The sequence below is a fragment of the Rhodobacter sp. Har01 genome, from assembly GCF_020564565.1.
Taxonomy (GTDB): Bacteria; Pseudomonadota; Alphaproteobacteria; order Rhodobacterales; family Rhodobacteraceae; genus Pseudogemmobacter.
In genome coordinates this window covers 191,298-204,433 of the sequence record NZ_JAJCTD010000003.1, presented here as the reverse complement: position 1 = coordinate 204,433, position 13,136 = coordinate 191,298, and the positions used below count along the sequence as shown (strand labels likewise).

General features: G+C 70.0%; 16 protein-coding genes. 10 read left to right on the top strand and 6 right to left on the bottom strand.

The genetic code is table 11. The annotated features are described in order from the left end of the window. Positions 1-177: 177 nt before the first annotated feature. The 3 genes from LHP98_RS09500 to LHP98_RS09490 form a co-directional block, all read right to left on the bottom strand. The gene (locus LHP98_RS09500; protein WP_227252294.1) at positions 178-600 is read right to left on the bottom strand and encodes a hypothetical protein; all 423 of its coding nucleotides are present in this window, start codon (positions 598-600) and stop codon (positions 178-180) included. Positions 601-809: 209 nt separating this feature from the next. Then, positions 810-2,528, bottom strand: coding sequence for a methionine--tRNA ligase (metG, locus tag LHP98_RS09495; protein WP_227252293.1), 1,719 nt, complete (start codon positions 2,526-2,528; stop codon positions 810-812). A gap of 178 nt (positions 2,529-2,706) precedes the next feature. After that, positions 2,707-3,339, bottom strand: a complete 633-nt coding sequence (locus LHP98_RS09490; protein WP_227252292.1) for an ImuA family protein — start codon at positions 3,337-3,339, stop codon at positions 2,707-2,709. 110 nt (positions 3,340-3,449) lie between these two features. On the opposite strand from LHP98_RS09490, the gene LHP98_RS09485 reads away from it, so the two are divergent. From LHP98_RS09485 to LHP98_RS09470, 4 genes are all read left to right on the top strand, one after another. Next, entirely contained in the window at positions 3,450-4,490 is a 1,041-nt protein-coding gene (locus LHP98_RS09485; protein WP_227252291.1) for an aldo/keto reductase, read from the top strand. Between the two features lie 56 nt (positions 4,491-4,546). Beyond that, entirely contained in the window at positions 4,547-5,167 is a 621-nt protein-coding gene (locus LHP98_RS09480; RefSeq protein ID WP_227252290.1) for a hypothetical protein, read from the top strand. After that, entirely contained in the window at positions 5,155-5,664 is a 510-nt protein-coding gene (locus LHP98_RS09475; protein ID WP_227252289.1) for a lipocalin family protein, read from the top strand. Before LHP98_RS09480 ends, LHP98_RS09475 begins: the two co-directional genes overlap by 13 nt. Positions 5,665-5,913: 249 nt before the next feature. Then, positions 5,914-7,026 carry a fatty acid desaturase gene (locus tag LHP98_RS09470; RefSeq protein WP_319638930.1) on the top strand — a complete coding sequence of 371 codons (1,113 nt, stop codon included), beginning with the start codon at positions 5,914-5,916 and terminating at the stop codon, positions 7,024-7,026. A gap of 105 nt (positions 7,027-7,131) precedes the next feature. Here LHP98_RS09470 and LHP98_RS09465 read toward each other — a convergent pair whose 3' ends face one another. Both LHP98_RS09465 and LHP98_RS09460 read right to left on the bottom strand, forming a co-directional pair. Next, positions 7,132-7,725, bottom strand: a complete 594-nt coding sequence (locus LHP98_RS09465; protein ID WP_227252288.1) for an NUDIX hydrolase — start codon at positions 7,723-7,725, stop codon at positions 7,132-7,134. After that, the gene (locus LHP98_RS09460) at positions 7,715-8,137 is read right to left on the bottom strand and encodes a DUF983 domain-containing protein (RefSeq protein WP_227252287.1); all 423 of its coding nucleotides are present in this window, start codon (positions 8,135-8,137) and stop codon (positions 7,715-7,717) included. The genes LHP98_RS09465 and LHP98_RS09460 overlap by 11 nt, the downstream gene beginning before the upstream one ends. A gap of 196 nt (positions 8,138-8,333) precedes the next feature. On the opposite strand from LHP98_RS09460, the gene LHP98_RS09455 reads away from it, so the two are divergent. Genes LHP98_RS09455 through LHP98_RS09440 form a run of 4 tightly spaced genes read left to right on the top strand, consistent with a single transcriptional unit; the run spans position 8,334 to position 10,432 of the window. Next, positions 8,334-8,870, top strand: coding sequence for an EF-hand domain-containing protein (locus LHP98_RS09455; RefSeq protein WP_227252286.1), 537 nt, complete (start codon positions 8,334-8,336; stop codon positions 8,868-8,870). A 45-nt stretch (positions 8,871-8,915) separates the two neighbouring features. Continuing rightward, complete coding sequence (locus LHP98_RS09450; RefSeq protein WP_227252285.1) at positions 8,916-9,515, top strand: RNA polymerase sigma factor; 600 nt, start codon at positions 8,916-8,918, stop codon at positions 9,513-9,515. A 3-nt stretch (positions 9,516-9,518) separates the two neighbouring features. Continuing rightward, positions 9,519-9,893 carry a dihydroorotate dehydrogenase gene (locus LHP98_RS09445; protein WP_227252284.1) on the top strand — a complete coding sequence of 125 codons (375 nt, stop codon included), beginning with the start codon at positions 9,519-9,521 and terminating at the stop codon, positions 9,891-9,893. Positions 9,894-9,898: 5 nt separating this feature from the next. Then, on the top strand, positions 9,899-10,432 hold the full coding sequence (locus LHP98_RS09440) for a periplasmic heavy metal sensor (RefSeq protein ID WP_227252283.1): 534 nt from the start codon (positions 9,899-9,901) through the stop codon (positions 10,430-10,432). Positions 10,433-10,465: 33 nt separating this feature from the next. Here LHP98_RS09440 and LHP98_RS09435 read toward each other — a convergent pair whose 3' ends face one another. Next, positions 10,466-11,860 carry a diguanylate cyclase gene (locus LHP98_RS09435; protein ID WP_227252282.1) on the bottom strand — a complete coding sequence of 465 codons (1,395 nt, stop codon included), beginning with the start codon at positions 11,858-11,860 and terminating at the stop codon, positions 10,466-10,468. A 163-nt stretch (positions 11,861-12,023) separates the two neighbouring features. Here LHP98_RS09435 and LHP98_RS09430 point away from each other — a divergent pair, with 163 nt between their 5' ends. Then, positions 12,024-12,302 carry a DUF3572 family protein gene (locus LHP98_RS09430; RefSeq protein WP_227252281.1) on the top strand — a complete coding sequence of 93 codons (279 nt, stop codon included), beginning with the start codon at positions 12,024-12,026 and terminating at the stop codon, positions 12,300-12,302. A 67-nt stretch (positions 12,303-12,369) separates the two neighbouring features. Further along, positions 12,370-13,062 carry an HAD family hydrolase gene (locus LHP98_RS09425; protein WP_227252280.1) on the top strand — a complete coding sequence of 231 codons (693 nt, stop codon included), beginning with the start codon at positions 12,370-12,372 and terminating at the stop codon, positions 13,060-13,062. Positions 13,063-13,136 lie beyond the last annotated feature (74 nt).

Here is a 13,136-nt window from a genome sequence, read left to right as displayed (position 1 = left end):
CCCGGTTCGGGCCTGGGATGGCGAATTTTCGCCTGCCCTGAGGGTTTTCTGCGCCTGCGAAGGGACGTTTTCCGCCTTTTCCCGTATAGGGCGATTCCGGCGTGCTGCGGCTGCAAAGCCAAGGGGCCAGGCCGACGGTGCGGCCTGGCCCCCTTTCAGGCCCGAAATCGGGCGGGATCAGTAGCAGATGTACCAGTATTCGCAGTAGCCGTACCAGTCACACCAGTATTCCCAGTAGCAGGCGCCACGGGTCTTGGTCTCGGCGGCGTCGCGCAGGGCCTCGGCCTTGGCGACGACCAGTTCGTCGCCGGCGGCCAGTGCCACGGCTTCATCCAGCACCTTGCCAAGGTCCATCGGCGTGCCGCCGGCCTCGATCGTGGTGCCTTCGGCAACGGCGACCATCATCTGCACGCCGGCGATCATCGCCAGGGCGTCGCCCTTCGAGCGGCCGTAGTTGATCATCGCATTGGCGGTCTGCAGGGTCGATTGCGCCTCGGCCTGCTGAGCGGCATTCGGGGCGGCGGCGTCTTCGGCCATCGCAGCGGGGGCAGCGGCCAGAACGGCGGCCGAAAGGGCAAAGGCGGAAAGGAAACGCTTCATGTCATTCTCCCAAGGATCAAGGTCTGCACGTCCTGTCGGGTTTGGTCGAAAAGGTCCAACGGGCCGGAGGCATGCGCGAAATCTGCCTCAGCCTGCGCATCGGGGCAAATGAAATTCCCCGTCATGCGCAAGTGGGGTCAGGTTTTCCTGCGTGCCGGCGCCCCGGCTGCAACCGGCAAGCGATTTTGCGCGGCCGGTGGCACCGGTTTTCAGGCGCGGACGCCCGAGAACCGCGCTTGCCAGTCGGCGCGTTCGTCGTCGGTGATCTTGCGGAACAGGTTTTCCGGCACGCTGAACGGCTGGCCGGGGGCAAGCGTCCGCATCGCGGCAGGCAAGTCGTCAGGCCAGGTCCAGTCGGTGCTGCCCATCGCCTGCATCATCACCTCGGCCGCGTCGGGGATGAAGGGGCGGGCGAGGATGGCGTAGAGGCGGATCAGGTTCAGGCCCAGCCGGACCATGGCCTGGGCGCGCTCGGGGTCGGTCTTGACCACGGTCCAGGGCGCTGCGGCCTGCAGGTATTCGTTGCCGGCGACCCAGATCGCGCGCAACTCGGCTGCGGCCTTGCGGACCTCGATGGCGTCCATGCAGAGCTGGTAGTCGCGGATGCGGGTGGACAGCTCTTCGATCAGCTGCTCTTCCTGCGGGCCGTAGTCGCCCCCTGCAGGCACGGTTTCGCCGAACTTGGTGCGGGCGAACTTGGTGACGCGGCTGACGAGGTTGCCCAGCACGTCGGCCAGGTCCTTGTTGACGCTGGCCTGGAAGTTTTCCCAGGTGAACTCGCTGTCGGCACTTTCGGGGGCGTGGGACAACAGCCACCAGCGCCAGTAGTCGGCGGGCAGGATCGACAGCGCCTGATCCATGAACACGCCGCGGCCCTGCGAGGTGGAGAACTGGCCGCCGTCGTAGTTCAGGTAGTTGAAGGATTTCAGGTAGTCGACCAGCTTCCACGGTTCCCCGGACCCCAGGATGGTGGCGGGGAAGGACAGGGTGTGGAAGGGCACGTTGTCCTTGCCCATGAACTGGTAATAGGTCACGTCACCCGCGCCCTTGTCGGTGCGCCACCAGCGTTCCCAGTCGGCCTCGGGGCGGCCATGGGCATCGGCCCATTCGGCGGTGCAGGCGATGTATTCGATGGGGGCGTCGAACCAGACGTAGAAGACCTTGCCTTCCATGCCGGGCCAGGGCGCCTCGCCGCGGCGCACCGGGATGCCCCAGTGCAGGTCGCGGGTGATGCCGCGGTCTTGCAAGCCGTCGCCGTCATTCAGCCATTTCTTGGCGATCGAGGTGGTCAGGATCGGCCAGTCGGTTTTCGAGTCGATCCAGGCCTCAAGCTTGTCGCGCAGGGCACGCTGCTTGAGGTAGAGGTGCTTGGTCTCGCGCACTTCAAGGTTAGTGCTGCCCGAGATGGCCGAGCGCGGGTTGATCAGGTCGGTCGGGTCAAGCTGCTTGGTGCAGTTTTCGCACTGGTCGCCGCGGGCCGCCTCATAGCCGCAGTTCGGGCAGGTGCCGGTGATGTAGCGATCCGGCAGGAAACGGTTGTCGTCGATGGAAAAGACTTGCTTTTCCGACACTTCCGAGATGTAGCCGTTGTCGGCCAGCTTGCCGGCGAAATGCTGGGTGAGCCGGTGGTTGCGCTGCGACGAGGACCGGCCGAAGTGGTCGAACGACAGCCGGAAGCCGGCGGCAAGGTCCTTCTGGACATGGTGCATCTCGGCGCAATAGGCCTGCACCGGCTTGCCGGCCTTGGCGGCGGCCAGTTCGGCGGGCGTGCCGTGTTCGTCGGTGGCGCAGATGAACATCACCTCGTGCCCGCGGGCACGCTTGTAGCGGGCGAAGAGGTCGGCCGGCAGCTGGCTGCCGACGAGATTGCCCAGGTGCTTGATCCCGTTGATGTAGGGAATGGCGGAGGTGATGAGGATTCGGGCCATGCGCGCGCCTTTCGTGCCGGTCGGGTCGTGCCGGTCGGGGGCTTTTATCCTGCGCCGGGGCCAAGGGCCAGAGGGTCGGGCCGGCGCGCGCGGCGGCGGCCGGGGATACGGAATTCGAAGTCGAATTCCGTGCACGATTTTCGCGCGAAAATCGCTTCCCGGCGGATGCCGCGGGGCCTCAGTCGGGCAGGCGGGCGACGGTGGTCTGGTTGTCTTCGTCGCGGCTGACGGTCCAGGCGCCGGGGCCGGCGTCGCGGGCGCGCAGGCGCTGCATCCGCCAGGCCTGGTGCCGCTCGATCAGGGTCGAGCCGGAGGGGATGGCGTCCATCCGCCAGCGGCTTTCCACCCCGGCCGCGCCGCCGTCGCCCGGGGTCAGCAAAAGGCCAAGGGGCGCGATGCGGCCCCAGTGATGCGCCGCCTCGGTCCCGGCCTCGGCGGCCAGGTTCATCCGGCGCACCGGGGTCAGCGCGGGCACCGTGGCGACCTCGGCCACCACCAGCGGCACGGCGCCCGAGCGCAGGGTCTCTTCGACGGTCCAGAGAATCTCTTCCGGCCGCCGCGTGCGGACAAAGACCACGCGCGCCGGATCGGCGAAATCGAGCAAGCCGTCGGGGAAGATGCGGCCGTTGAGCCAGCCGGGAAAGACCCAGAGCACCGGGCCCTCGGAAAGCTCCATCACCATCGCGGCCAGCGCCAGCCGCGAGGTGCCGCAGATTTCATGCACCCGCGCGCGGCGCAAGCTGGCCACCCCGCCGGGCAGGGGTTGCAGCGGCGCGGCCGGGCGCGGATCAAGGAGGCGCGGCAGAGACATGCCGGGAAGTTTATCGCGTTCCCGTTCTGTTCTCAATTCCCCATGTTGGACGGCACCCCCCGTCCGGTTACCCTTGGCCGCAAAGGCCAGCACAAGGAAGAATTGCCGCCATGAAGATGATTCCGCTGGGTCGGTCCGGCCTGACCGTCTCCGAACTGTGCCTGGGCACGATGACCTGGGGCAGCCAGAACACCGAGGCCGAGGCGCAGGCCCAGGCCGATCTGGCGCTGGAGCGGGGGGTGACCTTCTGGGACACCGCCGAGATGTATCCGACCAACCCCGTGCGCGCCGAGACGGTGGGCCGCACCGAAGAGATCATCGGCACCTGGCTGGCGGCGCGCGGCGCGCGGTCGCGGCTGGTGATCGCGACCAAGGTCACCGGCAAGGGCCAGGTGGTGCGGCCGGGCGAGCCGATCACCGGGCGCAGCCTGCGGACGGCGCTGGAGGGGTCGCTGCGGCGGATGCAGACCGATTACGTCGATCTATACCAGTTGCACTGGCCGAACCGGGGCAGCTATCACTTTCGCCAGGCCTGGAGCTATGCCCCGCACGGCGCCGACCGCGCGGCCGAGATGGCGCACATGACTGACGTGCTGACCACCGCCAGGGCGCTGATCGACGAGGGCAAGATCCGCGCCATCGGGATGTCCAACGAAAGCGTCTGGGGCGCGGCGCGCTGGCTGCATCTGGCCGACACGCTGGGCCTGCCGCGGATGGCATCGGTGCAGAACGAATACAGCCTCTTGTGCCGGCAGTTCGATACCGACTGGGCCGAGTTCAGCCTGATCGAGGAGATGCCGCTCTTGGCCTTCTCGCCGCTGGCGACGGGGCTGCTGAGCGGCAAATACGCCGGCGACGTGACGCCCGAGGGCACCAGGCGCGCGGTCAACCCCGACATGGGCGGGCGGATCACGCCGCGGGTGTTCCCGGCGGTGGCGGCCTATCTGGGCATTGCCGCGCGGCACGGGCTGGACCCCTGCCAGATGGCGCTGGCCTTCTGCCGGTCGCGGCCGTTCACGACGATCCCGATCCTGGGGGCCACCAGCGTTGCCCAGCTGGAAACGGACATCGGCGCGGCGGGGCTGGTGCTGGCACCCGAGGTGCTGGCCGAGATCGCGGCGGCGCATCGCGAACACGCCCGGCCCTACTGAGCCGCTTGCGGCGGCGGGGCGTTTCGGGGCAGATGGGCCAAGGGCAGGAGCGGCAGATGCCGATGGCAGGATTGTTTCCCAAGGCGGCAATGGCCGTGCTGGCGGCGCTGGTGTTGGCCGCCTGCGTGCCCGCCCTTGGCCCCGCATTTGGCCCAGCGAAGAAGCCGGCCGGGCCGAATCCGGTGACCGGCGGCGAAATCGAGGTCACGGTGCTGGACGATCTGACCGCGGCGGGGGCAGAAGCGCCGGCCGGCAGCTCCGGTGCGGCCGCGCTGCCCGCCGGGACGCCGGCCGCACTGGCGCCACCGCCCGGCGCCGTGAAGCCGCGCCCGCGCCCGTCCGCAATGGCCGCGCCGGCAGCCGAAGGCGAGGCGGCGGCCGAGGGCAAGCCGGTCATCCCGCCCGCACCCGAGGCGGCCGAGGCGGTTCCCGAGGTCGAGAAATCGGCGGCCCAGGTCGCCTGCGAGAAGAAGAAGGGGGTCTGGGCCAAGGCGGGCGATGGCGCCCGGGCCTGCGTCACCTATACGCGCGACGGCGGCAAATCCTGCGATTCGGGCAAGGATTGCGACGGCGACTGCCTGGCGCGGTCGCGCAGCTGCGCCCCCTACAAGCCGCTGTTCGGCTGCAACGAGATTCTCGACGACGGTGGCCGGAGGACGACTCTGTGCCTCGACTGACCCCGCCCGCCTCGCTGCTGTTGCTGCTGCTGGCGGCCTGCGTCCGGACGGCGGCGCCGCCGGCGACCGCGTTCCGCCCGGCCGCGGCGGGCCTGTGGTCGGTCGCGGCCTTCGTGCCGGCGCGGCTGGACGGGCGCTGGCGGCAGGTGGCGGCCTATTCGGCGGCGGAAACCCCCGGCTGCCGGCCGGGCGGAGCCGAGTTCACCCGCCGCCCCGGCGGTCTGACGATCGCGGCCCGGCTGTGCCTGAACGGGCGCGAGGTGACGGTCTCGGGGCCGGTGGGCGCGGCGGGGCCGGGGCGGCTGGCGGTGCCGGGGATGGCGGACTGGTGGGTGATCTGGGTCGACAGCGGCTATCGCACGCTGGCGGTGGCGACGCCCGACGGCAGCTTCGGCTTCGTGCTGGACCGCGGCGCCATTCCGTCCGACCGGCTGACAGCGGCGGCCGAGATCTTCGCGTTCAACGGCTATTCCAGGGCCCGGCTGCGGCCGTTCTGACCGGCCCTCCGGCCGGGCGGATGCCGCCGGAACGGGCAGCGACACATCATCGCAGGGGCGCGCGCGAATCCGGTCGTTCCGGCCCGCCACCGGCAGTTTCGCCGCGCCCGGCCTGCGGATTCGGCATCTGACGGCCCGGACCCAGGCCGTCCGACCCCGGAAGGGCGGATGCTTCGCAGCGCCGGGGGGTTCCCGACGAACGGCGAAGGTGGTATCGCGAGGCGCGAGTGAGACACGGAGGCGTCAGACATGCGCATCGAAACTCCTCAGGCCGAATGGCCGACAATCTACATTCTGGCAGGGACCTATGTCGTCTGGGCACTGGCGACGTCGGTGCTCTGGGCGGCCTGGCCGGTCGCGTTCATCCTGGTCGCGCTGGCGGTCGCACAGCATTCCTCGCTGCAACACGAGGCGCTGCACGGCCATCCGACCCAGAACGAGACGCTGAACCACCTGCTGGTGTTCCCGGCCATCGGGCTGTTCATCCCCTACCTGCGGTTCCGCGACACCCACCTCAAGCACCACTACGACCCGGCGCTGACCGACCCCTACGAAGACCCCGAGTCGAACTTTCTTGACCCGGCCGTCTGGGAGAGCCTGTCGCCGCGGCAGCAAAGCCTGATGCGGTTCAACAACACTCTGGCCGGGCGAATGCTGGTCGGCCCGGCGATCAGCTACTATGCTTTCGTCAAGGCCGACCTGGCCGAGATCAGGGGCGGCAACGACCGCATCGCCCTGGCCTGGGCGCTGCACGGCATCGGCGTGATGCTGGCGCTGTTGTGGATCGTGGGCTTCGGCGCAATGCCGGTCTGGGCCTGGGTGCTGGCATCCTACTTCGGCGCTTCGTTGCTGAAGATCCGCACCTTCCTGGAACACCGCGCGCACGAGAAGTTCCGCGCCCGCACGGTGATCGTCGAGGACAAGGGCCCGCTGTCCTATCTGTTCCTGAACAACAACCTGCACGTGGTGCACCACATGCACCCCAAGGCGTCGTGGTACAAGCTGCCGGCGATGTATGCCGCCAAGCGCGACCACTACCAGCGCCGCAACGAGGCCTACGTGTTCAAGAGCTACAGCGAGATCTTCTCGAAGTATTTCATGACCGCGAAGGACCCGGTGCCGCATCCGATCTGGCCGGTGGACAAATCGGGCGCCGATCCGGGCGAGATGATCGACGATACGCTGCCCGTCGCACCGACGCCGGCCCCGGCCCCGGCCCCTGCCGCTGCCGCTGCCCCGGCGTCCGGCATGGCGGCCGAGATGTCGGATGACGGCATCGTCGTCGATGTCGAGGACGCCGAGGTGATCGCGCCGGACGACGCCACGCCGCCCGAGACGCGCAAGGGCCGCAAGGGCAAGTAGCGCCCGCTGCCGCGCCCTTTGCGGGCACGCCGGCGGCGCGTTGACAGACGCAAGCGCCCGGTCCGCGGACAGCGGGGTGGGCGCCTTCGCTTTGCGCCGCTGCGGTCAGGCGATCCGACGGAAGGTCGGGACCGGACCCGAGTTGTCGAAGAACGGCACGCCAGGCTGGTCGCCGCCGGCCAGGAGGTTGGTCACCTCGGCCAGCACCACCTCGGTGATGAAGGGCAGGTCCAGCGCCCGCGCCTCGGCCAGGCCGATCCAGTGCAGGTGCGAAAGCTCGTCCGAGGCGCGGGCAAAGTCGTCGGGGTCGCCGGCCAGGCCCGCGGCATCGGCCAGGAAGAAGCTGGCATCGAAGCGGCGGGAGCGGCCGGGCGGGGTGATGGCACGGAAGACAAAGCGCAGCGGCGGGGCGTCGGGGCGCAGCGAAAGCCCGGTCTCCTCGGCCAGTTCGCGCAGCGCCGCGCCCACCAGGGCCGCCGCCGGCACCGGCGCAGAAGCCAGCCGCGCCGCGCAGGGCGCGGCCAGCGGCATCGGGCCGTCGCAGCCATCGCCGGCATCCACCGCGCCGCCCGGGAAGACGTATTTCGACGGCATGAAGGCCGCCCCGGCGCCGCGCTGGCCCATCAGGACCTGTGGCCCGCCGGCGGACTGGCGCACCAGGATCACGGTTGCGGCGGGGCGAATCGGCTCAGCCGTCATCCTGGCCGAACCCGTGCATCCGCTTGGACCACTGCACCCCCACCAGAACGCCCTTGAGCCGCGGCAGCAGGAACAGCGACAGCGCCACGCAAGCGACCGAAAACACCGTGGCCGAGGTGAGCGGGTCGGGCCGCCACTGGGTGAAGACAAACAGCATCAGCGGCGCCATCAGGTGGCCGACGATCAGGATCGTCAGATAGGCCGGCCCGTCGTCGGCGCGATGGTGGAACAATTCCTCGCCGCAGACCGGGCAGGTGTCGCGCACCTTGAGATAGCTGCGCATCATCGGGCCGCCGCCGCAATTCGGGCAGCGGCATTGCCAGCCCCGCCGGATCGACGGCCAGAACGGGCGGTCATCTGGGTCAGGAAGCGGCGAGGCGGCGTCGTCAAGTGTGGCGGTCTGCAACATCATTGGTCCAGGTCCGGGACAGTCCCGGTAAGATTTATCTCATATATACCGTTTTCTGACTCACGGAAGCCCCAGCGTCGCTGTGGCCAGTTGTCGCAAGGGGCCGCGACGGAATCCCCCAGGCGGGGCGTTTGAGAACCATGACGGGGTGCTGCAGCCTGCGGTGCCCCCCGCAACGCAAACCAAGGATGAACCGAATATGAAAAACCGCAAGAGCCTTGCCGCGATTGCCCTGGTCTCTGTTGCCGCTGCCGCACTGGGCACGGCCGTGCTGGCCCAAGGTCCGATGGACGCGCCGGGCGGGATGGGGACGATGATGCTGAACCAGTTCGACGCGGTGGATGCCGACAAGGACGGCAAGGTCACCCAGGCCGAGCTGGACGCCTTCCGCACCGCCCGCTTCACCGAGGCCGATGCCGACAAGGACGGCTTTCTGAACCAGGACGAACTGGCGGCGATGCAGCTGAAGATGATGCAGGCCCGCATGGCCGACCGCGCCGCCCGGATGCTGACGCGGCTGGACGCCGACAAGGACGGCAAGCTGGCCGCCACCGAGATGCCTGCCGTCCAGGTCGAGGCCCGGATGTTCGACCTGGCCGATGCCGACAATGACGGCGCGGTGTCGAAAGACGAAATGCAGCAGGCGCAGGCCTGGATGCAGGGCCATCGCGACGGCAAGCGCGACCGCGGCCATGGCAAGAACCGTGGCGGCGACGGCTGGGGCTGGTGGAACTGATCAGTCCCTTTGCACGGCAGGGATGCCTTGCGCTAGAACCCCGGCATGACCATGGCCCGCGATCTGACGGCAGAGGCGATGACGGACGAGGACCTTCTGGTCCTATACGCCGACGGCGACCCTGCGGCAGCGCGGACCCTGGTGCTGCGGCTGTCGCCGCGGGTGCTGGGGTTTGCCGCCCGCCTCTTGGGCGGCGACCGGGCCGAGGCCGAGGACGTGGCGCAAGAGGCGCTGCTGCGGCTGTGGCGAGCGGCGCCGGGCTGGCGGACGGGCGAGGCCAAGGTCTCGACCTGGCTTTACCGGGTGGTGTCGAACCTGGCGACCGACCGGCTGCGGGCCCGCGGCCGGCGGCGGCAGGACGGCCTGGACGACGCGCCGGAAGTGGCGGACGACAGCCCGGGCGCGGTGGCGCAGCTGATCGAGACCGACCGCCAGGCGGCGCTGACGCGGGCCCTGGCGGCGCTGCCCGACCGGCAGCGCGAGGCGGTTGTGCTGCGCCATCTGGAAGGCCTGTCGAACCCCGAGATCGGCGCGGTCCTGGGGGTGGGCGTCGAGGCGGTGGAAAGCCTGGTCGCCCGGGGAAAGCGGGCGCTTGCGTCGGCCCTGGCGGGCCAGCGCGACGGCTTGGGATACGAAGGAGACTGAGCGATGCGCGACCCTGATCTTGACCGTCTCCTGGCCGAAGCCCGGACGACCCCGCCGCCGCCGCCCAGCGAGGATTTCCTGGCCCGGGTGCTGGCCGAGGCGCATGCCGAACAGCCGCGCCCCGCGGCGACGGGCGCACCCGCCGGGCGGACTCCGGCTTTGGTGCGGACGCCCCGGCGCCCCGGGCTTCGGGTCCTCTTCGCCTCGGCCTTCGGGGGGGCGGGCGTGGTGGCGGGCCTGGGCTGCGCCGCGGCCCTGGGCCTGGTGGTGGGCTATGCCAATCCGGCGACGCTGGGCTGGCTGACGAACGATTACCTGTCGTCCTCGGTCGGGATCGAACTGGTCCCGGTCGCCGAGGTCTTCCTGTCCGAGGGCTGAAACCGATGTCCGATGCCGTTCCCCCCGACGCCCCTTCGACCGCCGCCCCTTCGACTGGCGTCCCGCCTTCGGCGCCGCGCACGGCGGGCTGGGTCAAGGCCCTGCTGGCGCTGTCGCTGGCGCTGAACCTGGCCATTGCGGGCCTTGCCGCCGGCGCCTACCTGCGCGACGGCGGGCCGCCCGGCCGCGGCGACCGCGACTTCGGCTTTGGCCCCCTGGGCGAGGCCCTCAGCCGCGAGGACCGCAAGGCGCTGCGCCTGGCCTTCCTTGAGAATTTCCCGGCGCTGAAGGACGGCCGCGCGGCGCTGCGCGGCGATTTCGGTGCGCTGATCGCGGTGCTGCGCGCCGACCCGCTGGACCCGGCGGCGCTGGACGCGGCGCTGGCCACCATCGCCGCGCGCAACGCCGAGATGCTGGCCACTGGCCGCGACCTGATCGCCCGCTACCTGAAAGAGCTGACGCCCGCAGCGCGGGCCGGCTTTGCCGACCGGCTGGACAAGGCGCTGACCCGCGCCGGACGCCGCGAACATCGCGATTGAGGCCGCCGTTCCGGCCGGTGTTCATGCCCCCGTTTACGCCGCAGTGCGGCTGAAGGTCACCAGGTTGCGACCGGCCGTCTTCGAGGCCAGCAGCGCCCGGTCGGCCCGGTCCACCATGCCCGAGACATCTTCGGCCGCCTCGGCCCCGCTGTGCCCCAGCGCGACCCCGATCGACACCGTCACCCGCAGCCGCTCGCCGGTGGGCAACAGCACCGGATCGTCGCCGACCACCTGGCGCAGCCGCTCGGCCACGCGCTCGGCATCGGCCAGGTTGGTCTGCGGCAGGGCGACCAGGAATTCCTCGCCGCCGATGCGCGCGAGCATGTCGGAAATCCGCAGGTTTTCCGACAGTCGGCGCGCCACCTCGATCAGCACGGCGTCGCCGGCGGCATGGCCGAAGCGGTCATTCACCGACTTGAAGCGGTCGAGGTCCACCACCATGACCGCAAAGTCCGAGGCCTCGGAGGCCGCCTGGGCCGCGATCCCGGCCAGCCGCGGCATTGCATAGCGGCGGTTGTAGACCCCGGTCAGCGGATCGATCATCGCCATCCGCAGGCCGTCTTCCACCGTGGCACGGATGCGGTCGGCCTGGCGCTTGCGACGCAGAAGGATGCGCAGACGCGGCGCCAGTTCGCGGTCGCAGACCGCGCGGGCCAGCACGTCGTCGGCGCCCAGGTCGAAGGCCATCACGGTGGTTTCGTCGTCTTCCGCGGCAGTGACGATGCAGACCGCGCTGTGCCGGGTGCCGGCATGGCTGCCCAGTTCCGAGATCAGCCGCAGCCCGGCGCCCGGCGCGTCGAGGTCGGCCTCGACGACGAAGATGTCGGGCGTCGTGGCGTCGCGCAGGGGCGGCAGCGCCAGCACCTGGTCGCGCGTCATCACCACCAGCCGGTCACGCAAGGTTCGCAGCAGCTGATGCTTCCAGATCAGCGCCAGTTCCGGCCGCGACGCCACCAGCGCCACAGTTCCCGCCGGCTCGAACGGCTGCGCTGCCTCGGCCATGCCCAGCAGCGCCGGCGCCTCCTGGCCCCAGGCCCGGGTGACAAAGCGCGTGTCTTCCCGCATCCGCAGCAGGTTGCGCATCCGCGCCATCAGCACCGAGTCGATGAACGGCTTGGAGATCACGTCATCCGCCCCGGCGGCCAGCGCGCGGCACCGCTCATCCCCGCTGCGCGACGCCGACAGGGCGATCACCGGGATCGAGCGGGTCATCGGGTCGGCCTTGAGGCGGCGCAGGACTTCGGTCCCGTCGATGTCGGGCAACGCGAGGTCAAGAAGCACCAGATCCGGCGTCTCTTCCCGGGCCAGCCGCAGACCGCTTTCGCCGTCCGAAGCCAGCAGCGGTTCGTAGAACGCGTCGCTGAGCTTGACCTTGTAGACGATCCGGTTCGTTGCCGTATCATCTACGATGAGGATTCGCCCGTGCATGGTCACTCTTGATCTGTTGGTGAAAGTCACCGCCATATGGTGACCAATGTGTTACCGAGAAGGTTAAGAAATCCTTTCCGGTTTCCGGATTGCCGGCGAGATTAGCGCACAACTCCGCGAACAGGCTGTGAATAAGTGGTTTTACACTGGGGATAACGTCCAGATGCGGCAAGAATCCGCCCAAACCCTGGCCTTGCAGGCCCTGGCTTTCCTGGCTGGCCAGGAGGCGGCCTTCGGGGCCTTCCTGGCCGCGACAGGCACCAGCGCGGCGACGATCCGCGCCCGCGCCGACGACCCCGACCTGCTGGCGTCGGTGCTGGATTGCGTCCTGTCCGAGGACAATCTGGTGCTGGCCTTTGCCCGCGAGGCCGGCGTTCCGCCCGAAGACGTCGCCCGCGCCCGAGCCGTTCTGGCCGGCGGCGAGGTGCCGAACTGGACCTGATTGCCTTTCGCCGCCGCAGCCGTCAACACTGCTGCCAGCACCGGGACGGCAAGGAAGGCAGGCGACCATGATCGACGGGATCGTCTTCGACAAGGACGGCACGCTGTTCGACTTCCGCGTCAGCTGGGGCCGCTGGGCCGAAGGCTTTCTGGCCGGCCTTGCCAGGGACGAGAACCATGCCGGCCAGATGGCCGAGGCGATCGGTTTCCTGCCTGCCGAGCGCAGCTTCCGGCCCGACAGCGTGGTGATCGCCGCCACCGCCGCCGACATCGCGGCCACCCTCTTGCCGCACCTGCCGGGCCGCGACCTGGGCGCGCTGCGCGAGGCGATCGACGAGGCGGCGGCCGGCGTGGCGATGGCCGAGGCGGTGCCGCTGGTGCCGCTGCTGACGGCGTTGCGCGCGCGGGGGCTGCGGCTGGGGGTGGCGACCAACGACAGCGAGGCCCCGGCCCGGGCGCATCTGGCGGCGCACGGGCTGACCGGTCTGCTGGATTTCATCGCCGGCTACGACTCGGGGTATGGTCCGAAGCCCGGCCCGGGCATGTGTCGGGCCTTTGCCGTCTCTCAGGGGCTTGAACCGGGCCGGGTGCTGATGGTGGGCGACAGCCGGCATGACCTTGAGGCCGGCCGCGCGGCCGGGATGCGCACGATCGCGGTGCTGACCGGCATCGCGACGGCCGCCGACCTGGCCCCCCTGGCCGAGGCCGTTCTGCCCGACATCGGCGCGCTGCCGGCGCTGCTGGACCGGCTGCAGGCCTGACAAAGGCCGAAAAACGACTCGTTTCCGTCGCTGGCAACGTGACGTCGCGCGGGCGGCAGCGCCATCCTTCGGCC